The 25,953-nt window shown below is 60.1% G+C and carries 27 protein-coding genes; 13 read left to right on the top strand and 14 right to left on the bottom strand.

Going from position 1 to position 25,953, the window contains the following annotated elements; translation table 11 throughout:
* Positions 1-111 precede the first annotated feature (111 nt).
* A complete protein-coding gene (locus IEQ42_RS01045) occupies positions 112-507 on the bottom strand; it encodes a YbaN family protein (protein WP_210702281.1) in 396 nt (131 codons plus the stop codon).
* Positions 508-517: 10 nt separating this feature from the next.
* Positions 518-1,105: a UPF0149 family protein gene (locus tag IEQ42_RS01040; RefSeq protein WP_042558152.1), complete on the bottom strand. Its 588-nt coding sequence runs from the start codon at positions 1,103-1,105 to the stop codon at positions 518-520.
* 397 nt (positions 1,106-1,502) lie between these two features.
* Between IEQ42_RS01040 and recQ the strand changes: the two genes are divergently transcribed.
* From recQ to IEQ42_RS01025, 3 genes are all read left to right on the top strand, one after another.
* Positions 1,503-3,632, top strand: a complete 2,130-nt coding sequence (recQ, locus tag IEQ42_RS01035; RefSeq protein WP_150594308.1) for a DNA helicase RecQ — start codon at positions 1,503-1,505, stop codon at positions 3,630-3,632.
* A gap of 329 nt (positions 3,633-3,961) precedes the next feature.
* Positions 3,962-4,396, top strand: coding sequence for a MarR family transcriptional regulator (locus tag IEQ42_RS01030; RefSeq protein WP_042558154.1), 435 nt, complete (start codon positions 3,962-3,964; stop codon positions 4,394-4,396).
* 128 nt (positions 4,397-4,524) lie between these two features.
* Entirely contained in the window at positions 4,525-6,327 is a 1,803-nt protein-coding gene (locus IEQ42_RS01025; RefSeq protein WP_210702280.1) for a motility hub landmark protein FimV, read from the top strand.
* Between the two features lie 168 nt (positions 6,328-6,495).
* On the opposite strand, the gene IEQ42_RS01020 is transcribed toward IEQ42_RS01025, so the two are convergent.
* Positions 6,496-8,685: a patatin-like phospholipase family protein gene (locus tag IEQ42_RS01020; protein WP_210702279.1), complete on the bottom strand. Its 2,190-nt coding sequence runs from the start codon at positions 8,683-8,685 to the stop codon at positions 6,496-6,498.
* A gap of 71 nt (positions 8,686-8,756) precedes the next feature.
* Here IEQ42_RS01020 and IEQ42_RS01015 point away from each other — a divergent pair, with 71 nt between their 5' ends.
* The gene (locus IEQ42_RS01015) at positions 8,757-9,044 is read left to right on the top strand and encodes an Rdx family protein (protein ID WP_210702278.1); all 288 of its coding nucleotides are present in this window, start codon (positions 8,757-8,759) and stop codon (positions 9,042-9,044) included.
* On the opposite strand, the gene IEQ42_RS01010 is transcribed toward IEQ42_RS01015, so the two are convergent.
* Both IEQ42_RS01010 and IEQ42_RS01005 read right to left on the bottom strand, forming a co-directional pair.
* On the bottom strand, positions 9,038-9,931 hold the full coding sequence (locus IEQ42_RS01010; RefSeq protein WP_210702277.1) for a DMT family transporter: 894 nt from the start codon (positions 9,929-9,931) through the stop codon (positions 9,038-9,040). The genes IEQ42_RS01015 and IEQ42_RS01010 overlap by 7 nt on opposite strands.
* A 72-nt stretch (positions 9,932-10,003) precedes the next feature.
* Positions 10,004-10,768 carry an AraC family transcriptional regulator gene (locus tag IEQ42_RS01005; protein ID WP_210702276.1) on the bottom strand — a complete coding sequence of 255 codons (765 nt, stop codon included), beginning with the start codon at positions 10,766-10,768 and terminating at the stop codon, positions 10,004-10,006.
* 134 nt (positions 10,769-10,902) lie between these two features.
* Here IEQ42_RS01005 and IEQ42_RS01000 point away from each other — a divergent pair, with 134 nt between their 5' ends.
* Positions 10,903-11,718, top strand: a complete 816-nt coding sequence (locus IEQ42_RS01000) for a UDP-2,3-diacylglucosamine diphosphatase (RefSeq protein WP_047300237.1) — start codon at positions 10,903-10,905, stop codon at positions 11,716-11,718.
* 121 nt (positions 11,719-11,839) lie between these two features.
* Here the strand turns inward: IEQ42_RS01000 and IEQ42_RS00995 are convergent, their stop codons facing one another.
* On the bottom strand, positions 11,840-12,430 hold the full coding sequence (locus IEQ42_RS00995) for an HD domain-containing protein (protein ID WP_210702275.1): 591 nt from the start codon (positions 12,428-12,430) through the stop codon (positions 11,840-11,842).
* A 25-nt stretch (positions 12,431-12,455) separates the two neighbouring features.
* Complete coding sequence (locus IEQ42_RS00990; RefSeq protein ID WP_047300239.1) at positions 12,456-12,767, bottom strand: Mpo1-like protein; 312 nt, start codon at positions 12,765-12,767, stop codon at positions 12,456-12,458.
* 164 nt (positions 12,768-12,931) lie between these two features.
* On the opposite strand from IEQ42_RS00990, the gene IEQ42_RS00985 reads away from it, so the two are divergent.
* Positions 12,932-13,993, top strand: a complete 1,062-nt coding sequence (locus IEQ42_RS00985; RefSeq protein ID WP_210702274.1) for an AraC family transcriptional regulator — start codon at positions 12,932-12,934, stop codon at positions 13,991-13,993.
* Here IEQ42_RS00985 and IEQ42_RS00980 read toward each other — a convergent pair.
* Positions 13,950-15,404 (bottom strand): TrkH family potassium uptake protein, encoded by a 1,455-nt coding sequence (locus IEQ42_RS00980; protein ID WP_042558162.1) that lies wholly within the window; start codon positions 15,402-15,404, stop codon positions 13,950-13,952. The two genes, IEQ42_RS00985 and IEQ42_RS00980, sit on opposite strands and share 44 nt — an antisense overlap.
* A gap of 121 nt (positions 15,405-15,525) precedes the next feature.
* Between IEQ42_RS00980 and IEQ42_RS00975 the strand changes: the two genes are divergently transcribed.
* The gene (locus IEQ42_RS00975) at positions 15,526-16,092 is read left to right on the top strand and encodes a nitroreductase family protein (RefSeq protein ID WP_210702273.1); all 567 of its coding nucleotides are present in this window, start codon (positions 15,526-15,528) and stop codon (positions 16,090-16,092) included.
* Positions 16,093-16,295: 203 nt separating this feature from the next.
* On the opposite strand, the gene IEQ42_RS00970 is transcribed toward IEQ42_RS00975, so the two are convergent.
* The 6 genes from IEQ42_RS00970 to IEQ42_RS00945 all read right to left on the bottom strand — a co-directional run bounded on the left by IEQ42_RS00970 (position 16,296) and on the right by IEQ42_RS00945 (position 20,650).
* Positions 16,296-17,636: a sensor histidine kinase gene (locus IEQ42_RS00970; RefSeq protein ID WP_210702272.1), complete on the bottom strand. Its 1,341-nt coding sequence runs from the start codon at positions 17,634-17,636 to the stop codon at positions 16,296-16,298.
* 170 nt (positions 17,637-17,806) lie between these two features.
* Positions 17,807-18,256 (bottom strand): Spy/CpxP family protein refolding chaperone, encoded by a 450-nt coding sequence (locus IEQ42_RS00965; RefSeq protein ID WP_047300241.1) that lies wholly within the window; start codon positions 18,254-18,256, stop codon positions 17,807-17,809.
* Between the two features lie 250 nt (positions 18,257-18,506).
* A complete protein-coding gene (locus tag IEQ42_RS00960) occupies positions 18,507-19,184 on the bottom strand; it encodes a response regulator transcription factor (protein WP_047300242.1) in 678 nt (225 codons plus the stop codon).
* A 7-nt stretch (positions 19,185-19,191) separates the two neighbouring features.
* A complete protein-coding gene (locus tag IEQ42_RS00955; protein ID WP_210702271.1) occupies positions 19,192-19,602 on the bottom strand; it encodes an SH3 domain-containing protein in 411 nt (136 codons plus the stop codon).
* Positions 19,603-19,752: 150 nt separating this feature from the next.
* On the bottom strand, positions 19,753-20,052 hold the full coding sequence (locus IEQ42_RS00950; protein ID WP_016987935.1) for a YciI family protein: 300 nt from the start codon (positions 20,050-20,052) through the stop codon (positions 19,753-19,755).
* Position 20,053: 1 nt separating this feature from the next.
* Positions 20,054-20,650 (bottom strand): septation protein A, encoded by a 597-nt coding sequence (locus IEQ42_RS00945; RefSeq protein ID WP_042558169.1) that lies wholly within the window; start codon positions 20,648-20,650, stop codon positions 20,054-20,056.
* An 87-nt stretch (positions 20,651-20,737) separates the two neighbouring features.
* On the opposite strand from IEQ42_RS00945, the gene IEQ42_RS00940 reads away from it, so the two are divergent.
* The 6 genes from IEQ42_RS00940 (at position 20,738) to rluB (ending at position 25,763) form a co-directional block, all read left to right on the top strand.
* Positions 20,738-21,601, top strand: coding sequence for a PHP domain-containing protein (locus IEQ42_RS00940; RefSeq protein ID WP_042558170.1), 864 nt, complete (start codon positions 20,738-20,740; stop codon positions 21,599-21,601).
* Between the two features lie 13 nt (positions 21,602-21,614).
* The gene (locus IEQ42_RS00935; RefSeq protein ID WP_115147863.1) at positions 21,615-22,244 is read left to right on the top strand and encodes an L-threonylcarbamoyladenylate synthase; all 630 of its coding nucleotides are present in this window, start codon (positions 21,615-21,617) and stop codon (positions 22,242-22,244) included.
* A gap of 123 nt (positions 22,245-22,367) precedes the next feature.
* Entirely contained in the window at positions 22,368-23,066 is a 699-nt protein-coding gene (locus IEQ42_RS00930; protein WP_181818527.1) for a segregation and condensation protein A, read from the top strand.
* A gap of 11 nt (positions 23,067-23,077) precedes the next feature.
* Positions 23,078-24,055, top strand: coding sequence for an SMC-Scp complex subunit ScpB (gene scpB / locus IEQ42_RS00925; RefSeq protein ID WP_210702270.1), 978 nt, complete (start codon positions 23,078-23,080; stop codon positions 24,053-24,055).
* Between the two features lie 144 nt (positions 24,056-24,199).
* Positions 24,200-24,391 carry a DUF1289 domain-containing protein gene (locus tag IEQ42_RS00920; RefSeq protein WP_007919669.1) on the top strand — a complete coding sequence of 64 codons (192 nt, stop codon included), beginning with the start codon at positions 24,200-24,202 and terminating at the stop codon, positions 24,389-24,391.
* Positions 24,392-24,545: 154 nt separating this feature from the next.
* Positions 24,546-25,763 (top strand): 23S rRNA pseudouridine(2605) synthase RluB, encoded by a 1,218-nt coding sequence (rluB, locus tag IEQ42_RS00915; RefSeq protein WP_210702269.1) that lies wholly within the window; start codon positions 24,546-24,548, stop codon positions 25,761-25,763.
* The last annotated feature ends 190 nt before the right edge of the window (positions 25,764-25,953 follow it).

The following is a 25,953-nucleotide window of genomic DNA, read 5'->3' as shown; positions in this document are numbered from 1 at the left end:
TTGAACGGCTAAACGGCAGAATGCGCACCTGTCAGATCTGACAGGTGCACAAGGCTTTCAGATGAACGGTATCAACGGGACGCTGTTTTTAGCCAAGCATTTACCGACGACTCAAGGCTTGTGCAGGGTTTTCTGCCGCAAAATGTAAACCGTCACCAATACCGCGCTGGTCAACATGAACCCCTGCGCCCACGGCAGTGGCACCAGATAGCAGGAGAGCAGAATGCTCGCCCACATCAGCCCGATCGCGTAGACCTTGCCCTTGAGCGGAATGCCGTTGCCATCAAGGTAATCGCGGATCCATGGCCCGAGCCGTGGATGCTCGACCAGCCATTGATAGAAACGCGGAGAACTGCGCGCGAAGCAGGCGGCGGCGAGCAGAAGGAAAGGGGTGGTGGGCAGGACGGGCAGGAAGATACCGATCACCCCCAATGCCACGCTGAGCCAGCCGATGGCCAGCAGGAAGTAGCGCAACATCAGGGGGCGGTTGCCTATGGGGTTGTCCATAGGCCGGGTCTTAGTGGTGACGTGGCTTGAGGATCGCCGGTTTTTCGTCGGGCGCCTGGCACAGCAGGTACAGCGCAGTCAGGGCTTCCGGGATCTGCACAATCATGTCGTCCATCAGATTGGCGTCTTGAGCGATGTCTTCGAACTCGGGTTGTTCGTCGAACAGACCCGAACCGACCATGATCGGCAGGAGCATTTCGCTGACTTCTTCTTCGGCGGTTTCGAACCAGGCAGCTTCACGCAGGAACACGCCTTCCATGAAGCCAATGCACCAGCCGCGCAATTCCGAATCGTCCGGGTCTTCGCCCAGATCCAGCTCGCACGGCAGTTCGAATTCTTCATCGGACGCCAGTTGACGGGCGATGTGCGCCTTGAGGCCGATCAGGGTGGCTTCGATCTCGGCACGCTGTGCTTCGTCGCTGTAATGCGGCTCTTCGGCGAACAGGGCGTCGATCCATTCACGCTCTGACACTTCTTCGGAGCAGATCGACAGCGCGGTCAGGTAACCGTGGGCGGCCACGTAATCCAGCGCCTCGTCGTGCAGCTCGTCGGCGTCGAGGAAGACTTGCAGGCGGGTCAGTTGCTCAGCGAAGGACATTACGTTGCTACCTTGGGGAATCAATAATGCGGGAATTCTAGGCCTTCTTGCGCGCTCAAGCCAGCCGCGTGGCAGATTTGCCGCGATTGTCCGGCTGTATCTTGACCCTGTGGGAGCGAGCCTGCTCGCGAATGCGGCGTATCAGGCACTTTTATATCGGCTGACCCACCGTATTCGCGAGCAGGCTCGCTCCCACAGGGGATTTATGTGTGGCAGGTTTATCAGTGTCTTATCAGCGGCACCCTGTGCAGGGGAGGCCTCGGGTATACTGCCGCGTTTTGCGATCCCTGCCCGCATTGCGGTTGTCGTGCAATGCGTTCTTACGTTTTGTTTAAACGGCCCTGGCTGTTCTGAACCAGCCTGAGCAGGGATGTATCGGTAGATTTTTGGAGTTTTTATGCTCGAACAGGCACAACGCGTCCTCAAGGACATCTTCGGCTACGACAGTTTCCGTGGCCGCCAGGGTGCAATCATTGAGCGCGTGGCCAGTGGCGGTGACGCGCTGGTATTGATGCCTACCGGTGGCGGCAAGTCCCTGTGCTTCCAGGTTCCGGCGCTGTTACGCGATGGCCTGGCAGTGGTGGTATCGCCGTTGATCGCACTGATGGATGACCAGGTTGCCACTCTCGAAGAGCTGGGCGTGGCGGCCGCCGCGCTGAACTCCACGTTGAGTGCCGAACAGCAGCGTGATCTGGCAACGCGGATCAAGCGCGGTGAAGTGAAGATGCTCTATCTGGCGCCCGAGCGTCTGGTGCAGCCACGCATGTTGTCCTTCCTGCAAAGTCTCGACATTGCGCTGTTCGCCATCGACGAAGCGCACTGTGTGTCGCAGTGGGGTCATGACTTCCGTCGCGAGTATCTGCAACTCGGGCAACTGGCCGAGTTGTTCCCGACTGTGCCGCGCATCGCGCTGACGGCCACCGCCGACAAGCGTACCCGCGAAGAAATCGTCGAACGCCTGCATCTGCAGAACGCCGAGCGCTTCCTGTCGAGCTTCGACCGACCGAACATTTTCTACCGCATCGTGCCCAAGGAGCAGCCGCGCAAGCAGTTGCTGGCGTTTCTTGCCGAGCGGCGCAGCGATGCCGGCATTGTCTATTGCCTGTCGCGCAAGAAGGTTGAAGAAGTCGCGGCATTCCTGAGCGATCAAGGCTTCCCGGCGCTGCCGTATCACGCCGGTCTGCCCAACGAGCTACGCGCCTTCAACCAAAAGCGTTTCCTCAACGAGGAAGGCCTGATCATGGTCGCCACCGTGGCGTTCGGCATGGGCATCGACAAGCCCAACGTGCGTTTTGTTGCCCACCTCGATCTGCCGAAATCACTCGAAGCGTATTACCAAGAAACCGGACGCGGTGGTCGTGACGGTCTGCCGGCGGATGCGTGGATGGCCTACGGTCTGCAAGACGTGGTGATGCTAAAGCAGATGCTGCAAAACTCTGAAGGCGACGAGCGTCACAAGCGTCTGGAGCAACACAAGCTCGACGCGATGCTGTCGCTCTGCGAAGAGACTCGTTGCCGTCGTCAGACGCTGCTGGCGTATTTCGATGAGCAGATGGCCGAACCTTGCGGCCATTGCGACAACTGCGTCGACGGTGTGCAGACCTGGGACGCCACCGAGCCTGCGCGTCAGGGGTTGTCGGCAATCTTTCGCACCGGTCAGCGTTACGGCGTCGGCCATCTGGTCGATGTGCTGCTGGGCAAGGACAACGAAAAGGTTCGCAGTTTCGGTCATCAGCATCTGTCGGTGTTCGGCGTTGGCAAGGCACTGAGCGAAAGTGAATGGCGCTCGCTGTTCCGTCAATTGGTTGCGCGTGGACTGGCCGATGTCGACCACGAAGGTTATGGCGGCTTGCGTTTGAACGATACCTGCCGGCCACTGCTCAAGGGCGAAGTGACACTGGAACTGCGCCGCGACCTCAAACCACAGGTCACCGCCAAGAGCGGCAGCAAGAGCCAGGCCAGCCAATTGGTGCGCGGCGAAGAGCGCGAGCAGTGGGAAGCCCTGCGTGCGTTGCGACGCAAACTGGCCGAAGAACACGGCGTGCCGCCGTATGTCATCTTCCCGGATTCGACACTTCTGGAAATGCTGCGCAGCCAGCCAACTTCGTTGGCGGAAATGGCCCGGGTCAGCGGCGTCGGTGCGCGCAAGCTGGAGCGCTACGGCGATGCTTTCCTCGAAGTGCTCGGCGGCGAGGTCGAGGCGCCGAAGGTGGTGGCCGATGTGCGTCACGAGCTCATCACCCTGGCCCGCGCGGGCATGACCCCGATGCAGATTGCCGGGCAGTTGCAGTGCTCGGAAAAGAACGTCTACACCATGCTCGCCGAGGCGATCGGCAAGCAACAACTCTCACTGGAGCAGGCCCTGGACTTGCCTGAAGAGCTGATGGGCGAGGTGCAGGACGCGTTTCTTGATGGCGAGGGTGAATTGCCGCCGGTCGCCGAAATCGCCGAACTGTTCGCAGGTCGCGTTCCTGAAGGCGTCCTTTATTGCGTGCGGGCTGCGCTGCAATCCGAGTTTGAAATGTAATTCGGGCCCTAGTCCCTCAGAGCTCCTCATCGGAACGCCGCCCGCCCAGCCCTCTCCCAGAGGGAGAGGGGGCCTACCGAGGTGTCTTGCGGGTTACATCGACCTGAAGGCCTGAGTCGATAATGGATTCGGTAAAGACCTTTCAGATCGATGGATTTCTCCAGCATCCCCCAATCAGTCCCCTCTCCCTTTGGGAGAGGGTCAGGGTGAGGGGCTTTTCAAGATGTAACGATTCAGTACAGGCCGACACTTGCCTATAGCTGCAGCTCATGCTTAGCTGACTAATAATTAGTTTTTCTCTATTACATCCGTCTAACCATGAGTGTTTTATGCCGTTAACCGATCAACACCGCTTTGGCATGCAACTGGCCCAGATGTCCCGCGGCTGGCGTGCCGAGCTGGACCGGCGTCTGGCCGGCCTTGGCCTGTCCCAGGCGCGCTGGCTGGTGCTGCTGCATCTGGCGCGTTTCGAGGAAGCGCCGACACAGCGAGAGCTGGCGCAAAGCGTTGGCGTCGAAGGCCCCACCCTCGCGCGCTTGCTCGATAGTCTGGAAAGCCAAGGGCTGGTGCAACGCCAGTCGGTGGTTGAAGACCGCCGGGCGAAAAAAATTGTCCTGTGTGCACCGGCCCTGCCGTTGATCGAACAAATCGAAACCATTGCTACCCAACTGCGCCACGAATTGTTCGACGGTGTCGACGAGGCGGATTTAAAGGTGTGCATGCGTGTTCACGGTCACATTCTGGCCAACCTGGAAAAATCTTGAGGCATAACCGCGCACCCGTTTTTTGAGAGATCGCACTGAGCAGACTATAAGAACTACTAGGCAATATCGTGTTCGTACCGGATGTGCGAACGCATAAGAAGTCGGTTTTGCTTATTTAAGGGATGCTCATGCTCGCAAGTTGGCACACGGTACTGCGCGTTTACGCCAAGGGATTATTGGTCGCTGGCGCACTCGGCTATTCGACCTTGTCGATGGCTTTGGGGCTTGGCGAGATCACGATTCATTCAGCCCTCAATCAGCCGTTCAAGGCCGATATTGCGCTGATCGATGTCGGGACACTGACGCAGAACGATCTGTCAGTGAGCCTGGCCACGGCAGAAGAGTTCGGCCGTGCCGGGGTCGAGCGGGTGTTTTTCCTCAACGACCTCAAGTTCACGCCGATCCTGCATGGCAATCGCCAGATGATTCGGGTGACCTCCAGCAAACCGGTCAACGAACCCTTTCTGAATTTCCTGGTGCAGCTCAATCAGCCCAATGGCCGCTTGCTGCGCGAATACACGGTGCTGATCGATCCGCCGGGATCACCGGGTATCGTGCCGGCTACCGATGAGCCGGACCCGCGCGCGCAATCCTCAGCATTTCCCACTGTCGAGCCCGTGACCGCGCCACCACTGGCGGCCCAGGGCAAACGCGCCATGCCGGCCGCGCCTTCATCCACAACAGCGCAGGCCAACGATGCACTGGCCGAACAACTGGCAGCCAGCGTGTTGCAGAACCAGCAGTTGCAAAAGTCCCTTGATGAGCTGAACGCCAAACTGCAGGCGCAGGATGTGCAGATTGCCGACGGCAGGAAACAGGTCAGTGATCTGCAAGCACGCTTGATCGAGCAGCAAAAGGCACCGCCAGCGCCAGTAGTGACACCGGCACCAACACCGACACCAACACCGACAGCTGCCGCTGCGCCAATCGAGCCCGCAGAGGACGGTTTGAACTGGCCATTACTCGGTGGCTTGCTGTTGCTGGTGACATTGGCCGGGTTGCTCGTGCTCCGTCGACGCCAGCAACAGCAGCAGGGCGATGCACCTTTGCCGTTATTACCGTTGAGCAACGAGCCCGATGGGGATGACGCCGGTTCCTCACAGGGGGTGACTGAACCGGTCATGGCTCACGCCTCGGCCGATCCTCGTGAAGAGCCGACGGCGGGTGATGTGCTGGAAGCCGTGGGGATTTACCTGGCCTATGGGCGCCTCGGCGAAGCCGCCGGACTGTTGCGCGACGCGCTGCACAAAGAGCCGGAGCGCACCGATCTTGGTTTGCAGCTACTCGAAGTGCTAGGGCGTCAGGGCGATAGCGCAGCGTTTGAACAGCAGGAAAGTCATTTGCGTGAACAGGGTGTTGCTGCACAAGCCTTGCTGGATATCCGCGCTCGGCATCCGAAGCTGTTGGGCACTGCGCCGTTGGCGGCAGTCACGCCATCGGCCATTGGCATTGCTCCCGTCGTAGTCGCCGGGCCTGCGTTGCCTGAGGACAATTTCGAGTTGAATCTGGATGAGTTGTCGGTGAACTCCAATTGGGATCTGGAGGACAGCCGCCCGGCACTGGCTCAGTCAGCAACAGACGACTCCAGCTTCGCTTCCAGCCTGAAAGTGTTGCCGCAGGACTTTGACCTGCCAGAGACCGCGACCAGTGAAGACGCGGAGCTTGAATGGATCCCGGAGCCTGAGGCGCAGCCGCTGGACGATGACTTTCTTGAAGCGTTTTCCGATCCGCTGCCCTCGCTGGCACTGGAACCATTGGATTTACAGATGTCAGCGCCAGACGAGGCGGGGGCGGAGAAGCTCGAACAGGCGCAGACCTGCATCGATGACGGCGACATCGACAGCGCGATTGCGCTGCTCAATGAGTTGCTCAAGGACGGGGACGAGCCTTTGAAGCAAACCGCCAGAACCCTTTTGGCCGGGATCCGATAATTCGAGAGCTTCAGTCACTGTTGCGGCGATCTTGATGACGCCATCGCGGGCAAGCCCGCTCCCACAAGTATCGATGCCGAACAAAAATGCAGTGAACGACGCTCAACCTGTGGGAGCGGGCTTGCCCGCGATGGCGGCCGGCCAGGCACCCTCAATCCTGAACCTTGATCAGAACGTCTGCCCCAGATTCAAATACACCGCCTGCTCGTTCGCATCATTGAGCCCATAACTGAAATTCAACGGCCCCAGCGGCGTATCGAAGCCAATAAACACACTCGCCGCATTGATGTAACCACTGTCGAATTCGTTGTCGTTGTTCCACGCTCGCCCACGCTCCAGCGATCCGCCGGCGTACAGCGGGAAGTCCAGCGGCAGATACGAGCGCGGTGTCAGCCGGCGGTAATACACCGCCCGCATCAGACTGACGTTCTGCCCGGAGATCGAATCCTCGCGAAAGCCCGACAGCTGGCGCGCGCCACCGAGCAGGAAGCTGGATGTCACCACACTGGTGTCGTCGAGGGTACGGCCATAGCGCCCGCCCAGAATCAATGTGTCCGGTCCGCGGCTCATGGCTTTGTCGAATTTGAACTCCCACTGTCGATAACGCGTATCCGAGCCCAGGCTCGGTTCGAATTGCAGGATTGTCAGGCTGACGTCTTTGCCCTCGTGGGGGTAGTAGACGTTGTCCAGTGAGTCGTAGGAATACTTCAGCGAATAGAAGCCTTCGTTGAAATTCTCGCTGGGCAGGTCCTGATCGCCAATGCGCACATCGGCCTTGCCCCAGGCCTCACCGACGCCGAAGCGCACTTCGCCGTTGTTGCCGATTTGCCGGCCGACATTCAAGGCCATGCCGTAACGCTCGACGCGGTACTGGGCGACCGGATCATTGTCGAGCACCGCATCGACGTTTTGCGCCTCGAACACCACCGATGGCGCGATGAAGTAGCGTGAGCCAACGTCCAGCGGCTGATAGAACTCGCTGTACAGCTCTTGTGTGTCGCCAATCTGCACACGCGTCAACCATTCCGCGCCGAGACGATTGATGCCGTTTTTGCGGTAACTGGCACCGAGGTTGAAAGCACTGCTGCCGCGCATGTCGTCTGACAGGTTCAGGCCGACCCTCAGGTAATCGGTGCCACTGCGTTTGCCGCGGGCACTGATTACCAGGGTGTGATCCTGCCCCTTGTGCGCCACGCGGTACTGCACCTGTTCGAAGTAGTCGAGGCCGTACAAGGTGCCCATGTCCGAATGCAATCGACCCAGATCCAGCGGTTCGCCGATGTGTTGGCGAATGTAGTAGCGGATCACGTCGTCGTCGACTTTCGAATCGTTCTCGACCTTGATCGCGGTGATGATCGGCGTACGTTGACCCGGCGCTCGGGCGGCGTTGAGTTCGGCGTCCTGGGACTCGGCAGGCTTGAGACTGGCGAGGCGCGCATCAAGGATTCGGGTTGCGCGATAACCCGCATCGATCATTTCCTGGGCGCGGCCGAAATCAGTCACGCCGAAGCTTGCCAGCGACGGTTGGATCAACACGTCAGTGGCTTTCAGCGCGGCCAGTTGTTCTTCAGAGTTGCGCCGGGTCATCAGGGTGATCGACTGGTTGAGCACATCGACCACAGTGTTCAGTTGCTTGCGACCGCGCAGCGGCGTACCGATGTCGACCACGATGGCGATGTCGACGCCCATTTGCCGCGCGACATCCAGCGGAATGTTGTCGGTCATGCCGCCGTCCACCAACAGGCGGCCGTCGAGTTCGACCGGCGCGAACACCGCCGGAATCGACATGCTGGCGCGAATCACCTGGGGCAGATGGCCCTTGCGGAATACCACTTTTTCGCCATTGGCGATGTCGGTGGCCACGGCGCGGAAGGGGATCGGTAACTTGTCGAAATCCCGGGTGTCGCTGGTGTGCGCCAACAAGCTTTCGAGCAACAGCGCCAGATTCTGCCCCTGAATCACGCCCAGTGGCAGGCCGAGACTGCCGTCGTCGCGAAAGCTGAGTTTTTGCTTCACCAGAAAGTCGCGGTCATCCTGTTTGCGCCGGAACGGCACGTCTTCCCGGGGCGGCGCGTCGGACAGCGCCTGCTGCCAGTCGATTTCCAGGGCGAGCTTTTCCAGTTCGTCGATCTTGTAGCCCGAGGCATACAAGCCGCCAACCACCGCACCCATGCTGGTGCCGGCAATCGCATCGATCTTGACGCCTTGCTCTTCCAGCGCCTTGAGTACGCCGATGTGCGCCAGACCACGAGCGGCCCCACCGGACAGCACAAGGCCGACTTTCGGTCGCGGCGCTTCGCTGGCAAGCACGAACAAAGGAAGAAAACCAAGCAGCAGGCAGAACAGCAGACGGCGCATTGTGAGTCTCGGGGCAAGCGATAAAGCCGGGTATTATAGCGGCGCCCTCTGTCTCCGGAGTTTCATTGAACATGACTGTCGCAAAAGCAGAAGTTGTCATCACTTATTGCACCCAATGCCAGTGGCTGCTGCGCGCGGCGTGGCTGGCGCAGGAACTGCTCAGCACCTTCGGCGACGACCTCGGCAAAGTGGCGCTGGTGCCGGGCACGGGCGGGGTGTTTCACATCACTTGTGATGGCGTGCAGATCTGGGAGCGCAAGGCTGATGGCGGTTTCCCGGAGGCCAAGGTGTTGAAGCAGCGGGTACGCGACCAGATCGATCCTGATCGCGACCTCGGCCACAACGACCGCACTCAGTGAGACGCGGCTTCGGCGGCGACGGTTTTTTTGTCGGCACTGCCTGACATTCGCGCCGACACCACGATGGCGACGATGATCAGCGCACCGCCGAGCAGCATGCGTAACGTCGGGTTCTCATCGAACAGCAACCAGGCGATCGTGATGCCGTAAACCGGTTCCATGGCGAACACCACAGCAGCGGTGCGCGCCTTGATCACTGCCAGACTGGCAACGAACAGACTGTGGGCGACGCCGGTGCAGAACACGCCGAGCAGGGCGATCCACAACCAGTCCAACGCGCGCACTTCGCTCAGTTGCGGCGCCGCCACCGGCAACAGACACAAAGCCACCACGACGTTTTGACAGAGCGCTGCCTGCACCGCCGGGATTCGCCCGGAGCTGGCGCGGTTGGTCAGCGACAACAGGGAAAACAGCAGCCCGGACAACACCGACCAAAGCAAACCTATGGTTGCACCGCTGCCAAGATCGAACGCCGGGGTCACCAGCACCAGACCGATACTCACCAGCACCACCAGCAGAATTTCATTGGCACGGATGCGCTCGCGAAAGATCAGCCCTTCGAGAATCACCGTGAACGCCGGAAAACTGGCAAAGCCAAGCGTCGCGATGGCTACACCCGCGACCTTCACCGAAATGAAAAAACTCACCCAGTGCCCGGCCAGCAATACACCGCTGAGCAGCAGACGCCGCCAATCCACGGCCTGGAGTTTTTGCCAACCGTGCTGGCTGGCGAATCGGGCAAAAAATGCCAGCGCGATGACGGCGAAAGCGGCACGTCCAAAGACAATCACGGCAGGGGACGCGGCGGCGAGTTTGCCGAACACGCCGGTCAGGCCAAACATCAGAGCGCCAATATGCAGGGCGCCGAGGGCGGTACGCGGAGTCATTGCAGTCCTTAATTCAAACTCAGATTCACAGACCTATTGAAACGTGTCGCAGCCCATAAATCTGTCGGCAAACTATTGTCCTTTGTCGCCAGCCTCGCGCCGCAATTGACCCGGCGAGGCGCCAAACTCGCGCAGCACCGCTGCCGCAAATGCACTTTGCGAGCTGTAGCCGACCCGACTGGCGATTTCGCCAATCGGCAGAACGGTCTCACGCAGCAGGGTCACAGCCTTGTGCAGGCGCCGACTGCGGATGTAGTCCATCGGCGTCTGCCCGCATTCAGCCATGCAGCGCGCGTGCAGGCGTGCACTGGATAATCCTGCGATTCGCGCCAGATCAGCGACTTGCAGCGGATAAGCAGCATGCTGCTCGATGTGCGCATCCAGCGCCGCGTAAGGCAAGCGCCGGGCGGTGAGTTCGACAGGTTGCGCATGATTCAGGCTGGCCAGCAGCAATACCGCGCCTTGCTGCGCAATCAGCGGATCGCCAACCGGGCTGTTCGCCAGCCAACTGACCAACTGGCTTTGTCCTGAATCCAGCGACAACCGGGCGGTCTTGTCGAGTAGGCGGCGGCTGGCTTCGGCGTGCTCGCCCAGTGAATCGAGCAGCCATTGCTCGTCAGGGATGTCCATGACCAGACAACGACTGCCTTGCGGACTGCCGCAGGCGTGGTGGGCGTCGGCTGGAATGACCACGAAACTCTGCTGACGCACCTGACTGCCACAGCCCTCGACCTCGAAATCCAGCGCGCCGGACAAGCCGAACACCAGTTGCGCGTGGTCGTGGCTGTGGACGATCAGGTCGTGAGAGTAATGACGCAGGGTGAGGATCGGTCGCATGGCAGGTCGTCTCCGAAGTGACCGAAAGTCTACACCGGCGCCTCCCGAGTGCGTTGTCACAGGACTGACTCGCGGCTGTCATGGACGATTAACCGGGCGCGCGCAAGCTGGCGAAAACATCCAGAGGGTTGCCCATGACCAGCGCCGAGCTCGCCAAACCCAGCCGCAAACAACGGGTGCGAACCTTGTGGATTTCCGACGTGCACTTGGGCACGCGGGATTGCCAGGCCGAGCATTTGTCGCAATTTCTCAAGGGCTACCACACCGACAGGATTTACCTGGTCGGTGACATTATCGACGGCTGGAAACTGCGCGGTGGCATGTATTGGCCGCAGGCACACACCAACGTGATCCGCCGCTTGCTGACCATGAGCAAGCGCGGCACCGAAGTGATCTACGTCACCGGCAACCACGATGAATTCCTGCGGCGTTACTCGAAGCTGATTCTGGGCAATATCCAGTTGGTCGACGAGGCCGTGCACGTCACGGCTGACGGGCGCCATTTGCTGGTGATACACGGTGACCAGTTTGATGTGATCACCCGCTATCACCGCTGGCTGGCCTTTCTCGGCGACTCGGCCTACGAATTTACCCTGACGCTCAACCGCTGGCTCAACCACTGGCGCGCGCGATATGGCTACGGTTACTGGTCGTTGTCGGCGTACCTCAAGCACAAGGTGAAGACGGCGGTAAGCTTCATCAGTGACTTCGAAGAAGCCATCGCCCATGAATGTGTGAAGCGCGAATTGCACGGTGTGGTGTGCGGGCACATTCACCATGCCGAAATCCGCAAGGTCGGCGACGTGGATTACCTTAACTGCGGCGATTGGGTGGAGTCGTGCACGGCGCTGATCGAGCATTGGGACGGCACGATCGAGTTGTATCGCCTGGCGGATGCGCAGGCGCGTGAGGCCGAACTCAAGGCTGCCAAGGTTGCCGAACCCGCCTGAGCGAAAGAGAACCCTGTGGGAGCGAGCCAGCTCGCGAATGCAATACATCAGGCAAAGCTTTACTGCCTGACACTCCGCATTCGCGAGCAGGCTCGCTCCCACATTTTTAGTTGTGGTGTTCTCAAGCCGGGGTGTGTTCTTCCATCGCCGCTTTGTAGATCGAATTCTTCGGCTGGGCAAACAAGCGCTCCATCATCGGCTCAAAGAAGCTCAACGGCAGCGTGTCGTACTCCGGGTCAAACGCCGCTGCATCGTATCTGGCGCAAAACTCGGCGGTTGCCTGAAACTGCGGGTGCTCCTTGAACTGCTCGCGCAGATGCCGATCCATCCCCAGATGATGAAAGAAGTAGTAACCCTGAAACACCCCGTGTTTCTCGACCATCCACAGGTTTTCGGCACTGACGAACGGCTTGAGAATCGCCGCCGCAATGTCCGGATGGTTGTACGAGCCCAACGTATCGCCAATGTCGTGCAGCAGGGCGCACACCACATATTCCTCGTCACGGCCATCGCGAAAGGCGCGGGTGGCGGTTTGCAGCGAGTGGGTCAGGCGATCCACGGGGAATCCGCCGAAATCGCCTTCGAGCAATTTCAGGTGGGTGATGATGCGTGATGGCAACTGCTTGGCATAGGCGCTGAAGTCTGCGGCGATGATCGCCCAGTCTTCCTGGGTGCCATTCTGCATATGAGTGAAGCGGGCACTGACGGTCATCGGCAATCCTCGTAGTTGCTTGTTTTCAGAACGCCACGCGACCCAGAATCATGTCGCGGTACATGACGAAGTCGCCAAGCAGGCTGTAGAGCGGATGCTGGAATGTCGCCGGCCGGTTCTTTTCAAAGAAGAAATGTCCGGCCCACGCGAAGCTGTAGCCCGCCAGCGGCAGGGCCAATAACAGCAGCCAGGCGCCTTTGGCGATGGTCAGCGCGAGAATGAAAATAACCAAGGTCGTGCCAATGAAATGCAGGCGACGGCAGGTGCTGTTGTTGTGCTCGCTGAGGTAATACGGATAGAACTCGGCGAAGCTTTTGAAATGCTTGATGTTTTCCACGACTGCGATCTCTGTGGTTATTGTTCTGGCGACGAGTTGTGCTGCGGGTAGCCTATTTGAGTCTAGAGTGATCATGGGGGTGGGCCAGTGACAATTGGCGCCACTTTAGTATCCTTCGCAAATCGGGCCGCAACAGGCGACCCGCCATGCAAAAGAAAAACGCCATGAGCGAACGAACGACTTCTGCAAGCTGGGCGATGGGGATTGTCAAAGCATTGGAGATGGACGGCCTGGATTGCCGGGTTCTGTTCAAGCAACTGGGGCTGGATTACTCGGCTCTGGATGATCCGGATGCGCGTTTCCCGCAAGACTCCATGACCCGGCTCTGGCAACGGGCGGTGGAGGTGTCCGGCAATCCGGCCATCGGTCTGAACATGGGCAAAGTGGTGCGCCCGGCCTCGTTTCATGTCGCCGGTTACGCGCTGATGTCCAGTAATACCCTGGTCGAAGGCTTTCAACGGCTGGTGCGCTATCAACGAATCATTGCCGAAAGCGCTGACCTGAGTTTTCGTCTGCTGGATGAAGGTTACGCGCTGATTCTGACGGTGCACGGCGATCACCTGCCGCCCACCCGGCAAAGCGCCGAAGCGTCGCTGGCCTGTGCGCTCGCCCTGTGCGGCTGGCTGAGCGGGCGCACGCTGCATCCGGTCAAAGTGTTGCTGCAGGGCGATGAGCCGGCTGATCTGCAACCCTACAAACACGCTTTCCATGCGCCGCTGGTGTTCAGCGCGCCTTACGATGCGCTGATCTTCGAACGCGCTGACATGGAGGCGCCGCTGCCCACCGCCAACGAGGCCATGGCGCTGTTGCACGATCGCTTTGCGGGAGAGTACCTGGCGCGGTTTTCCGAAAGCCGTGTGACCCACAAGGCGCGACAGGTGCTTTGTCGGTTATTGCCTCAGGGCGAGCCCAAGCGCGATGCGGTGGCGCAGACTCTGCACCTCTCGCAACGCACGTTGCAACGCAGGCTGCAGGAGGAGGGCACGAGTTTTCAGCAGTTGCTCGATGACACTCGCCGCGAACTGGCCGAACAGTACCTGGCGCAGCCGAGCATGACCCTGCTGGAAATCGCCTATCTGTTGGGTTTTGCCGATCCGAGCAACTTTTTTCGTGCCTTCCGCCGCTGGTTCGACAGCACGCCCGGTGATTACCGGGCGCGGTTGGCCAAGGCGCTCAACGCCGTCAGTGACGCCAAAAGGCCGGTATACACAGTACAAACACCGTAATGATTTCCAGTCGGCCGAGCAGCATGCCGAACGAAAGGATCCACTTCGCGGCATCCGGCAGGGTGGCGAAGTTGCCCGCTGGGCCGATGGTCTCGCCAAGGCCCGGGCCGACGCCGGACACGGTGCTGGCGGCGCCGGTCAGCGCGGTCATCCAGTCCACGCCCAGCAGCGACAGGAGCAGGGCGATCACGCAGATGGTGATGGCGAAGAAAAACGAAAACGTCAGAATCGAACGCACGATCTCTTCGTCGAGCCGGTGACCGTTGTACTTCTGCTTGATCACTGCACGGGGGTGAATCAGCTGATTAAGGTTGGCCTTGAGCAGGATGTAGGCCACCTGGAAGCGGAAGATCTTGATCCCGCCTGCCGTCGACCCGGAGCAGCCGCCGACAAAACCCAGATAGAAGAACAACATCAACGAGAAGTTGCCCCACAGGCTGTAGTCGCCTAGGGCAAAACCGGTGGTGGTCAGCACTGACGTCACGTTCAGCGCCACATGGCGCAGCGCATCCAGCCAATGCAGTTGGGTCGTCCACCAGTACCAGGTGCCGAGCACCAGCCAGGTCACCAGCAACATCGCCAGCATGCCCTGCACCTGCTGATCCTTGATCAACGCGCGGCGATTACCGCGCATCGTCGCCACGTACAGGGTGAACGGCAGGCTGCCGAGAATCATGATGACGATCGCCACCCAGTGCACCGCCGGTTGCGTCCACTTGGCCAGGGACTGGTCGGAGGTCGAGAATCCGCCCGTGGAAATAGCCGACATCGCATGATTGATCGCGTCGAACAGGCTCATCCCGGCCCACCAGAACGCCAGGCTGCCGAGGATGGTGATGCCGACATACGCCCCCACGATCAGCCGCGCCACCATATGTGAGCGGGGCATGACCTTTTCCGAGCGATCCGACGATTCGGTCTGGAACAGGCGCATGCCACCAATTCGCAGCAGCGGCAGAATCGCCACCGCCATGCCGATAAAGCCGATGCCGCCAATCCAGTGCAGCAGTGAACGCCACATCAGAATCCCGGGGGACATGCTGTCGAGGCCGTTAAGCACGGTCGCGCCGGTCGCGGTAATGCCGGACATGCTTTCAAAAAACGAGTCGGTGTAGCTGATGTGCTGAGTCAGCAGGAACGGCAGCGCGGCGAAAATACACACCACCAGCCAACTGCTGACGGTCAGCAGGTACATGTCACGCGGGCGCAGGTGAATGTGTTCCGGGCGGCCCGGAATCACCAGTGCGAGGCCGGCAACGAAGGTGATCATACTCGCCCAGAGGAACGACGGCAGATCGCCGGTGCGGTCGAAAATCACCAGGGTGGCCATCGGCACGACCATGGCAATTGCCAGAGTGATCAGGAAGATGCCGATGATGAAACCAATGATCCGTAAGGTCGGCAACGCCATGAAGTCTGCTCGGGCTGATAGGGGAAGGGCGCCATTCTACCCGTGGGGCAGGGCATGTAAACCGGCATCCTTTTGGCAGATACCGCTAGAATAGCCGCATATTTTTTTCAGGAGGTGGCCGATGCAGGCTCTCGACGCTTTGCTCAACCGTGTTTCCGTTCCACGACTGGTCGAACCGGCCCCTACGGCGCAGCAGCGCGAAGCCCTGTTTGCCGCCGCGTTGCGCGCGCCGGATCACGGGCACTTGCAGCCGTATCGTTTTTTGACCGTCGAAGGCGCTGCGCGCGAGCAGATGGGCGAACTGTTGGCTGAAGCTGCGCAGAAGCAGGAAGGCGAAATCACTGAAGCCATGATCGACAAGGCGCGCAATGGCCCGCTGCGTGCACCGCTGGTGGTTGTGGTGATCGCGAAACTGCAGGAACACGTCAAGTACCCGAAGGCCGAGCAGTTGCTGGCCGCCGGGTGTGCCGCCCACGGGATTTTGCTGGCGGCGTATGCGCAGGGGATTGGTGCGGTTTGGCGTACCGGGGATCTGGCTTATTCGCAGCATGTCGCGAAAGGCTTGGGGCTGGAGGAGGGCGAGGAGGTGATTGCGTTCCTGTACCTCGGCACACCGCAGAAAGAGCCGCGAGTGGCGGAGAAGGTCGATCTGGCGGAGTTTGTCAGCGCTTGGCCTGGTAAGGCCTGAAGATCAAAAGCCCCTCACCCTAACCCTCTCCTGGAGGGAGAGGGGACTGATTGGGGGATGCTCACGAGATACGCCGACGTGAGCGATCTTTGCTGAATCCATAATCGACTCGGTATTTCAGGTCGATGTATAGCGCCAGATAACTCGGTCGGCCCCCTCTCCCTCCGGGAGAGGGCTGGGCGGCGTTCCGATGAGGGTGGCTCTTAGAGTTGGACGACTGCCCCCGGCACCAGCGGCAATTCCAGACTGGCAACAAACCCGCCGTCAGGATGATTCGCCAGCATCAAACTTCCACCATGCCGCTCCGCCGCACGTCGGGCAATCGCCAGGCCCAGACCATGGCCCGCCGCTGTCTGCCCCGGCGCCCGATAAAACGGCTCGCCCAACTGACTCAGGTGTTCGGCCTGAACCCCCGGGCCATGATCGCGAACACTGATGACTATCCGCTCACCCTGCCGCGAGGCCTGCATTTCAATCGCCTGACCCTGGGGATTGAAGCGCTGCGCATTGCGTAGCAGATTGTCCACGGCGCGCTCGATCATGGTCGGCCAGCCCTTCAGACTCAGCTGCGGCTCGATATCCAATCGTACGGTCTGTTCCGGCGACGCCAACTGCGCATCTTTTTGCAGGGCGCTCAGCAGCGTATTCACATCCACGTCTTCAGCGCTGGCGTTGTCGGCATCGACCCGCGCCAGCACCAGAATTTCACTGATCAGCGCTTCCAGGCGATCGCATTCGCGGGTCAGTCGTGGCCAGAGTTTTTCGCGTTCTTCAGGGTTGGCGCGCTCTGCCAGCGCCAGGGCAATTCGCAGCCGCGCCAGCGGTGAACGCAGTTCATGGGATACGTCGCGCAACAACTGACGCTGACTGCCGATCAGGCTTTGCAGACGCGCACCCATGCGGTTGAAGTCGTTGGCGAGCACGCCGAACTCATCGCGGCGGTTGGCCAGTTTGGCCAGGCTGTTCTGCTGATAAGTCGCCTGCCCCAGGTCATGTACCGCACCGCGCAAACGGCTGAGCGGACGGGTGATGGAGAAAGTCACCAGCAAGCTGAACAGGGTCAGTACCACCAGCGCAATGCCCAGCGCACTCAATGGCCAGAGCAGGCTTTCGCGGTGCCAGGAGTCGAGTTCGGGATGTGGGATGCGGTAGATGAACAGGTAGGTGTCACCGGTTTTTTCACTGGTGAACTCATCGGTCAGGCGCCGCCACGGCAGGCGTCGGTCATCGTTGTTCTGGCGGGCTTCGAAGGCTGCGGCACGACGGGGGAAGGTACCGCGCACGACCGGGTCTCCGCTTTCGTTCAGCACTTGAACGTCGATGTGGTACTGGCGCTTGCGTTGTTGAAGGATCTGCTGAGCGGCTTCTTCGCCTTGTGCTTCGTAGCTCTGCGTCCACTCAGCCGCGAGGGTGTTGAGGCCCGGATGGCGACTGAGGATCCACGCGTCCTGATTGAGCATGTGCCCCAAGAGAATGGACAGCCCTGCAACCAGAGCGATGGCCAGCCAGAAGCTTGCGAGAATACGCCAGAACAATGACCGCACAGAAAATCCTCAATCAAACGCGTAACCCCTGCAGGAGCTAAGGCAGGCTGCGATCTTTTGATCTTGTTTTTCAAAAGCAGAATCAAAAGATCGCAGCGTGCCGCACCTCCTGCAGAGGGCAGATGTGAACAGGCCCGACGGTGTTAGCCGTCGGGCCTGTGGTTAAAACATTATTGCGCTTTTTGCGGCTGTTGCGCTTTCCACGCCTTGAACTCAGCCCATTCGGCGCGACGCTCGGCTTTTTTCTTCTGGATCTCGTCGAATTTCTTCTGTTGATCCGGTTTCAGCACGGCGCGAACATCGGCCTCGGCTTTCTTGTGGTTGGCTGCCACCTCATCCTTCATGGCTTTCTGGTCAGCCGGCGAGAGTTTTTCCAGGTACTTGTCGACCACTTGCTTACGCTCGTGCATCTGCTCGCCCATGATCTTGCGGATCTGCTCGCGTTGTTCGCGTGACAGGTCGAGTTGGCTGTACGGGCCTTTGCCGTGCATGCCGTGCATCTGACCGCCGTGGCGTGGGCCGTCGAGCGGGCCACCCATCGGGCCGCCGTCTTGCGGCATGGCCATGGCGACGGTTGGCAGAGCGGCAGCGAACATCAGAGCGATAAGAGTCTTGCGCATGGTGTATCTCCTTGTCTCGTTCCCGGTACGTTCCGGATGAGTTCAGATTACGCAGATCAAGGTCAGCGGCGGTCAGCGCTATGTAAAGCTTGGGTAAACACGATTTGTCATCGACCTGACAAACAATCACGCAAATCGATCCGCGACCCCATGTAGGAGCTGCCGAAGGCTGCGATCTTTTGATTTTGTTTTTAAAGCAAGATCAAAAGATCGCAGCCTTCGTCATCGCAATGCAGGAGGCCGTGCAGGGTTACAGGCAGTAGAAGTAACCGCGGCTGCGCAGGGCAACGATGCGCGGGCGGCCGTCGGGGTGCGGGCCGATTTTTTTGCGCAGGTTGCTCACGTGCATGTCGAGGCTGCGGTCGTACAGGGTCAGCTTGCGGCCGAGGGCCAGTTGCGCCAGTTCCTGTTTGTCCAGCGGCTCGCCGGGCTGCTTGAGCAGGGCTTCGAGCAGACGGCTTTCGGAAACGGTGAGGGTCAGTTCTCTCTCGTCGATGCTGACCACGCCGCGCACCGGGCTGAAACTCAGGTCGCCCAGCTCAAGCTGCGTCGACACGGCCGCCGGGTGGCTGCGGCGCAGTACGGCGCGCAGGCGCGCGGTCAGCTCACGGGGATCACACGGTTTGGCCAGGTAGTCGTCAGCGCCCAGTTCCAGGCCGAGGATCCGGTCCAGTGGTTCGCCACGGGCCGAGAGCATCAACACCGGCAGATCGGCGTGATCGTTGCGCAATTGCTTGAGCAATTCCAGACCGCTGCCATCGGGCAGCATCACGTCCAGCACCACCGCCGCCGGGGCGGTTTCGGCCAAGGCCTTGCGGGCGCTCTGGCCATCGTGGCAGGCACGTACCTGGAAGCCTTCCTGGCTTAGCCAACTGCTCAGGAGCTCACACAGCTCCTGGTCATCATCAATAATTAACAGCTCGCTCATGACTCACTCAATTTAACCATTGCCGACGTTTTCGGCTTGCCCCACTGGCAAAGATACCGCAGAGCAGCGCCAATAGCGCTACTCCGGCACCCGTGACGAACCACTGCTGCTGATCGGTCAACAAGCGCGGCAGCGGGCTGGCCTGGGCTTCCTTGAGTTGCAGCTTGAGGCGCTGGTTCTCTTGGCGCAACCGGGCGAGCTGAGCGCTTTCACGTTGGTTGTCGGCATTTTGCAGTTGTTTGCTCAGTTCTTCCCGCTGCTGCTCGCTCACTTTGAGGCGCTGTTGCAACTCGGTGATCTGGCTGCCGGCACTTAATGACAATGGCGTGGAGCTGCCGCCTTCGGTGGTTTCATCACCATGGGCAGGCGCCATGATCGATAACGTGACCAACATCAGACACAACGGACCCTTGCGCATCGCGACACCTGTTTCCAAATGGATATTGGGCAGGTTGTCGGCAGGCAAACGAGAATAATGAGCGATTGAGAGTGTGATGAACAGACAAGGTTCAGTGTTACAGGCGTGTCGCGGGTAATGAGGAGATGAATCTCCTCATTACCGGACTTTTTAAGGCAGGACTTGCTTGAACGGCTTCACGATCACGTTGGCATAAACGCCTGCCGCGATGTAGGGATCGGCATCTGCCCAGGCTTGCGCGGCGCTCAGGGAGTCGAATTCGGCAACGATCAGGCTGCCGGTGAAACCCGCTGCGCCCGGATCATTGCTGTCGACGGCCGGGTGCGGGCCGGCCAATACGATACGACCTTCGCCCTTGAGCGCTTGCAGGCGTTCCAGATGCGCAGGGCGCGCAGCCAGGCGAGCTTCCAGTGAATTGGCGACGTCGGTGGCAATGATTGCGTAGAGCATGTCAGTCCTCGGTTTTTGGTGTTGTGGTATCGGCGTCATGCAGGTGACGGGACAGGTAAACGCCTTGCGCGACCAGGAATAGCACGGTCATGCCCAGACTGCCGAACACCTTGAAGTCCACCCAGATGCTCTGGAAGGTGAAGGCGACGAACAGGTTGGCGGCCCCGCAGAACAGGAAAAAGGCGATCCAGGCGATGTTCAGACGGGTCCACACCGGATCCGGCAGGGTCAGCGCGTGGCCCATGATGCGTTTGATCAGCAGGCGGTCACCGATGAAGTGGCTGCCGATGAAGGCGACGGCGAACAGCCAGTTGACCACCGGGGCTTTCCATTTCAGGAAGGTCTCGCTGTGGAACGCCAGTGTCAGGCTGCCGAACACGAGGCAGGCGATCAGGGTCAGCCATTGGCTCTTTTCCAGCTTGCGCTGTTGGATGAAAAGCGCGCCATACACCACCAGGGAGCTGATGATCAGCATCGCGGTGGCGCTGTAAATACCGCCTACAGTCACTTCATGGCCAGCGATGTCGACGACCCGTGGATCAAGTTTGTAAACGATGAAGAACAGCAAAAGCGGGATGAAATCGATGAATTGTTTCACAGTGAGAGCCAGAAGCTGGATGTGGCGGCATAATAACAAACATATGGGCGCGCGATAGCGCTCGCTGATTTGAGGTTACAACTCTCCGTGAATGTTGATTTGCACTGCCATAGCACGGCCTCCGATGGCGCCCTGGCGCCTGCGGTTCTGGTTGCGCGTGCGTTCGAGAACGGCGTGCGAGTCCTGGCCCTGACCGACCACGACACCCTCGAAGGCCTCGCCGAAGCGCGCACTGCCGCGACCGAACTGGGGATGCAACTGGTCAACGGTGTCGAGTTGTCCTGCACCTGGGGAGGGGCGACCATTCATGTGTTGGGTTACGGTTTCGACGTCAATGCCGCACCGTTGGTCGAGGCGATCGCCAGATTGCACGATGGGCGTTGGCTGCGGTCGGAAGAAATAAGCCGCAAGCTCGCCCTCAAGGGCATGCCCGGTGCCCTCGATGGCGCGAGGCAGATCCAGCAGGAACTGGGCGACAGCGGCAACGCCCCGGCCCGTCCACATTTCGCCGACTGGATGGTCCGTGAAGGTTTTGTAAAGGATCGCGCCGAAGCCTTCCGCAAATGGCTTGGCGCCGGCAAGCTGGGCGACGTCAAACAACACTGGCCGACGCTCGAAGACACCGTTGGCACGTTGCGCGCTGCGGGTGCCTGGGTCAGCCTGGCGCATCCGTGGCATTACGATTTCACCCGCAGCAAACGCCGAAAGCTGATTGCCGACTATATTCAAGCGGGCGGGCACGCGATTGAAGTGGTCAATGGCCATCAGCCCGCGGAACAGGTGGGCAGCCTGGCAATCCTTGCCCGTGAGTTCGGTCTGCTGGTCAGCGCCGGCAGTGATTTTCATGGCCCTGGAGGTTGGTCCGAGATCGGCCAGTACCGGCCGGTTCCCGAGGACCTTCCACCCCTGTGGTGTCGGTTCAAACATGACACAGTTATTGCCGCCGTCTGAACAGGTAGAGAACGTGAGTCAATTTTTCCAGATACATCCGGAAAACCCGCAAGCGCGCCTGATCAAACAGGCGGTCGAGATCATCCGCAAGGGCGGGGTCGTGATTTATCCCACCGACTCTTCCTACGCCATCGGTTGCCAAATCGGCGACAAGACCGCTATCGAGCGCGTTCGACGCTTGCGTCAGCTCGACGAAAAGCACAACTTCGCGCTGATCTGCAGCGACCTGTCGCAACTGGGCAACTACGCCAAGATCGATACCGGCACCTTCCGTATTCTCAAGGCGCATTTGCCGGGGCCGTACACCTTCATTCTCAACGCCACCCGTGAAGTGCCGCGCCTGTTGCTGCACCCCAAGAAGCGCACCATCGGTTTGCGCGTTCCCAGCCATCCGATTGCGCTGGCGCTGCTGGCCGAACTTGGCGAGCCGCTGATGAGCGTGACGCTGATCATGCCCGGTGATGAGGATCCAATGACGGATCCATACGAAATGCGTCAATTGCTTGAGCATCAAGTGGACCTGATCATCGACGGCGGTTTTGGCGGCATCAAGGCCTCCACCGTGATTGACCTGACGGGCGACGATCCTGAAGTAGTCCGCGTCGGTTGCGGCGATCCGACCCCGTTCATGGTCGAGGCCTGAATGTCCGCAGTGGAAACCGTTGCCGATCCTCAGGCCGGCGCCCAGCAGGAACTGCCGTTCGCCATGGTCTATGGCCAGGCGGTCATGGAAATGCCGCTGGACCTGTACATTCCGCCGGATGCGCTGGAAGTCTTTCTTGAGGCCTTCGAAGGCCCGCTCGACCTGCTGCTGTACCTGATCCGCAAACAGAACATCAACATCCTCGACATCCCTGTGGCGGAAATCACTCGCCAGTACATGGGCTACGTCGAGTTGATGCAGTCGGTGCGTCTGGAGCTGGCCGCCGAGTATCTGGTGATGGCTGCGATGCTCGCCGAGATCAAATCGCGCATGCTTCTGCCACGGGCCGAAACCGTCGAGGCGGAAGAGGACGACCCGCGCGCCGAACTGATCCGTCGCCTGCAGGAGTACGAGCGTTTCAAGGCTGCTGCCGAAGGCATCGACGGCTTGAGCCGGGTTGGCCGTGATGTGGTCGTGCCCAAGCTCGACGCCCCTGAAGCCCGGGCGCGCAAGTTGTTGCCCGACGTGGCGCTGGAAGAGATTTTGATGTGCATGGCCGAAGTGCTGCGCCGTGGCGACATGTTTGAAAGCCATCAGGTCAGCCGCGAAGCGCTGTCCACCCGCGAACGCATGAGCGATGTGCTGGAGCGGCTCAAGGGCGGCGGTTTTGTGCCGTTCGTCGAGCTGTTTACCGCCGAAGAAGGTCGCCTGGGTGTAGTGGTGACCTTTATGGCGATCCTTGAACTGGTCAAGGAATCCTTGGTCGAGCTGGTGCAGAATGAGCCGTTCGCCGCGATCCACGTGCGAGCCCGAGCCGAATAACGAGTCGAAACATGAACCTGACTGAACCCCGCGAGCTGGCGCCCCTGCTTGAAGCCTTTCTGTTGGCCTCGGGAAAGCCGCAATCCCTTGAGCGCCTTTTTGAACTGTTCGAAGAAGGCGAACGGCCTGAACCGGCAGTCTTCAAGAAAGCCCTGACCCTGCTGGGCAAGTCCTGCGAGGGCCGGGCGTTCGAGCTCAAAGAGGTCTCGTCCGGCTATCGCTTGCAGATCCGCGAGAAGTTTTCGCCGTGGGTCGGGCGCCTGTGGGAAGAGCGGCCGCAGCGTTATTCCCGGGCCCTGCTGGAAACCATCGCGCTGATCGCCTATCGCCAGCCGATCACCCGTGGCGAGATCGAAGACGTACGGGGCGTAGCGGTCAACAGCAACATCGTCAAAACCCTGCTCGAACGCGAGTGGATCCGCGTCGTCGGCTACCGCGATGTGCCCGGCAAACCGGCGATGTTCGCCACTACCAAGGGGTTTCTCGATCACTTCAACCTGAAGAATCTGGAAGACCTGCCACCGCTGGCCGAACTGCGCGAGATGGAAGCCGACCCGATACTCGATTTCGACGACGCCCCGGTGCCGCAAGGCTTGCAGGAACTGGCCGACGCCAGCGCCGAGCCGGAGGAAGAGAAAGAAGAAACCAGTTTCCATACGCTGTTGCTGGAACTGGACACCATGGAGGAGGGGATCAAGACCGACTTCGACGATTTGTTGCGCGATGGCGCCGATGCCGATGCCGAAGCACCGTCGACCGAGATCGAAACTGTCGAGCCGGTGAACGAAGTTGAACTCGACGAAGAGCCGCAAGCCGAACCTGAAGAGGACATTCTGGGCGTAGCCGAAGCTCGGGAAAAACTGCTCGCTGCCGTGGCGGCTCTGGAGCCACCCGCGCCAGAACCCGAACCGGAGTTGAGCGAAGAAGAAGCCGAAGCCCGCGCCCTGGCCGAAGCCATCGAAGCCGAACGCCGCGAGTTCGAGGACTGATCCTTCCTCAAGAACACTGTTGCCCCCTGTGGGAGCGAGCCTGCTCGCGAATGCGGTGTATCAGGCAACGATGATGTCGACTGACAGGACCCTTTCGCGAGCAGGCTCGCTCCCACATGGAGCGCTGTACATCTGGAGTATCTGATGAGTTCTACAAAAGACCCCTGCATCAGCCTCTGCAAATTCACCGACGACATCTGCCTCGGTTGCGGGCGCAGCAAGCGCGAAATCAAGGCCTGGAAGAAACTCGACAAGGACGACAAGCGCACTGTACTGGCCGAAGCGGCGTTGCGCCTGATCAAACTCGGTGGCGCCGGTCGGCGGAAAAAGAAATAACCTTGGCCTGATCGACTAGTCTCTGATGCGCGATGCCGCACATCCGCGTATGATTCGCGACCCTTCGCCGATCCCTTCGGTGAAGAACCCAGATTCCAATGCTTCAGACGCCCAGCTCAGGACGGCTGAACAGACCACACCGGGAGGTGCCCAGATGAGTGACATCAATCAGAAAGACGACCAGGAAATCGGCCCAGCAGGCGAAAAACTGCAGAAAGTCCTCGCCCGTATCGGCGTCGGCTCGCGCCGTGACGTGGAAGCCTGGATCACCCAGGGCCGGATCAAGGTCAATGGCAAAGACGCCACCCTCGGTCTGCGCGTCGACATTCTCGACGCTATCACCATTGATGGCAAAGTGATCAAGCGTGAAGAGGCTGCCGAATCGGTGCGCCGCGTGATCATGTACAACAAACCCGATGGCGAGATCTGCACCCGTGACGACCCGGAAGGCCGTCCGACCGTGTTCGACAAGCTGCCGCGTCCGAAAGAAGGGCGCTGGATCAACATCGGTCGTCTCGACATCAACACCACCGGTCTGCTGATGTTCACCACCGATGGTGAACTGGCCAACCGTCTGATGCACCCGTCGTACGAAATGGACCGCGAGTACGCCGTGCGTGTACGCGGTGAAGTCGATGACGAAATGATCGAGCGCCTGAAGGCGGGCGTGGTGCTGGAAGACGGTCCTGCCAGGTTCACCGACATCAAGCAGGCACCGGGCGGCGAAGGCTTCAACCACTGGTATCACTGCGTGGTGATGGAAGGTCGTAACCGTGAGGTTCGTCGTCTGTGGGAATCCCAGGGCCTGGTGGTCAGCCGTCTGAAGCGCGTGCGTTTCGGCCCGGTGTTCCTCAACTCGGATCTGCCGATGGGCCGCTGGCGCGAAATGAGCCAGTACGAAGTCGACATTCTGAGTGCTGAAGTGGGTCTGACACCGGTGGCGATGCCGCAACTGAACGCCAAGAGCAAAGACAAGCTTGAGCGTCTGCAGCGCAAATCGTCGCGCCCGATGGGCAAGACCGAGCGCGTGCGTACGCTGCGTCCTGCCGCTGGTGCTCCGACCGGCCCGCGTCCATCGCGCGAGCCGCACATCGAAGGCGAGCGACCGGGTCGCAAGCCGGTTGTCCGTGACGGCGAGCGCGCTCCTCGTCCGGCCAACGGTCGCACCGAGCGTGGCGAGCGGGGTGCACCTGCCGGTCGTGGCACGCCAGTGGCGGATCGTCCAGCGGACACCACCAACAAGCGTCCGGCCAAACCTGCACCAAAGCGTCCGGGGATCAAACTGGCCGAAGACAAGCCATCGGGCAAGCGTCGCGGCGCACCGGCAGGTTCCGGCCAGCGTCCGGGTTTCGGTCGCAAGAAACCGGAATAAGGCAGCGGTGAGCTTCTAGCGGCAAGCTTCAAGCTAAAGCAGAAACGCCAACCGCAGGGTTGGCGTTTTTTTTCGTCTGGTGAAAGTGGGGTAGTGCTTTTGAGGGACTCATCGCTGGCAAGCCAGCTCCCACAGGTTTTTGTTGCGTTGCATAAATCCTGTGAACACCGCAGATCCCTGTGGGAGCTGG

It is taken from the genome of Pseudomonas iridis, from assembly GCF_017980685.1.
In the GTDB taxonomy this organism is placed as follows: Bacteria; Pseudomonadota; Gammaproteobacteria; order Pseudomonadales; family Pseudomonadaceae; genus Aquipseudomonas; species Aquipseudomonas iridis.
The sequence above is the reverse complement of the archived record's forward strand: the minus strand, read 5'-3'. Positions and strand labels throughout refer to the sequence as shown.

What these genes read in the sequence shown, in the direction of transcription:
- IEQ42_RS01045 (WP_210702281.1), bottom strand. Translation starts at nt 507, where the DNA reads ATGGACAACCCCATAGGCAACCGCCCCCTGATGTTGCGCTACTTCCTG.
- IEQ42_RS01040 (WP_042558152.1), bottom strand. Translation starts at nt 1,105, where the DNA reads ATGTCCTTCGCTGAGCAACTGACCCGCCTGCAAGTCTTCCTCGACGCC.
- recQ (WP_150594308.1), top strand. Translation starts at nt 1,503, where the DNA reads ATGCTCGAACAGGCACAACGCGTCCTCAAGGACATCTTCGGCTACGAC.
- IEQ42_RS01030 (WP_042558154.1), top strand. Translation starts at nt 3,962, where the DNA reads ATGCCGTTAACCGATCAACACCGCTTTGGCATGCAACTGGCCCAGATG.
- IEQ42_RS01025 (WP_210702280.1), top strand. Translation starts at nt 4,525, where the DNA reads ATGCTCGCAAGTTGGCACACGGTACTGCGCGTTTACGCCAAGGGATTA.
- IEQ42_RS01020 (WP_210702279.1), bottom strand. Translation starts at nt 8,685, where the DNA reads ATGCGCCGTCTGCTGTTCTGCCTGCTGCTTGGTTTTCTTCCTTTGTTC.
- IEQ42_RS01015 (WP_210702278.1), top strand. Translation starts at nt 8,757, where the DNA reads ATGACTGTCGCAAAAGCAGAAGTTGTCATCACTTATTGCACCCAATGC.
- IEQ42_RS01010 (WP_210702277.1), bottom strand. Translation starts at nt 9,931, where the DNA reads ATGACTCCGCGTACCGCCCTCGGCGCCCTGCATATTGGCGCTCTGATG.
- IEQ42_RS01005 (WP_210702276.1), bottom strand. Translation starts at nt 10,768, where the DNA reads ATGCGACCGATCCTCACCCTGCGTCATTACTCTCACGACCTGATCGTC.
- IEQ42_RS01000 (WP_047300237.1), top strand. Translation starts at nt 10,903, where the DNA reads ATGACCAGCGCCGAGCTCGCCAAACCCAGCCGCAAACAACGGGTGCGA.
- IEQ42_RS00995 (WP_210702275.1), bottom strand. Translation starts at nt 12,430, where the DNA reads ATGACCGTCAGTGCCCGCTTCACTCATATGCAGAATGGCACCCAGGAA.
- IEQ42_RS00985 (WP_210702274.1), top strand. Translation starts at nt 12,932, where the DNA reads ATGAGCGAACGAACGACTTCTGCAAGCTGGGCGATGGGGATTGTCAAA.
- IEQ42_RS00980 (WP_042558162.1), bottom strand. Translation starts at nt 15,404, where the DNA reads ATGGCGTTGCCGACCTTACGGATCATTGGTTTCATCATCGGCATCTTC.
- IEQ42_RS00975 (WP_210702273.1), top strand. Translation starts at nt 15,526, where the DNA reads ATGCAGGCTCTCGACGCTTTGCTCAACCGTGTTTCCGTTCCACGACTG.
- IEQ42_RS00965 (WP_047300241.1), bottom strand. Translation starts at nt 18,256, where the DNA reads ATGCGCAAGACTCTTATCGCTCTGATGTTCGCTGCCGCTCTGCCAACC.
- IEQ42_RS00960 (WP_047300242.1), bottom strand. Translation starts at nt 19,184, where the DNA reads ATGAGCGAGCTGTTAATTATTGATGATGACCAGGAGCTGTGTGAGCTC.
- IEQ42_RS00955 (WP_210702271.1), bottom strand. Translation starts at nt 19,602, where the DNA reads ATGCGCAAGGGTCCGTTGTGTCTGATGTTGGTCACGTTATCGATCATG.
- IEQ42_RS00950 (WP_016987935.1), bottom strand. Translation starts at nt 20,052, where the DNA reads ATGCTCTACGCAATCATTGCCACCGACGTCGCCAATTCACTGGAAGCT.
- scpB (WP_210702270.1), top strand. Translation starts at nt 23,078, where the DNA reads ATGAACCTGACTGAACCCCGCGAGCTGGCGCCCCTGCTTGAAGCCTTT.
- IEQ42_RS00920 (WP_007919669.1), top strand. Translation starts at nt 24,200, where the DNA reads ATGAGTTCTACAAAAGACCCCTGCATCAGCCTCTGCAAATTCACCGAC.
- rluB (WP_210702269.1), top strand. Translation starts at nt 24,546, where the DNA reads ATGAGTGACATCAATCAGAAAGACGACCAGGAAATCGGCCCAGCAGGC.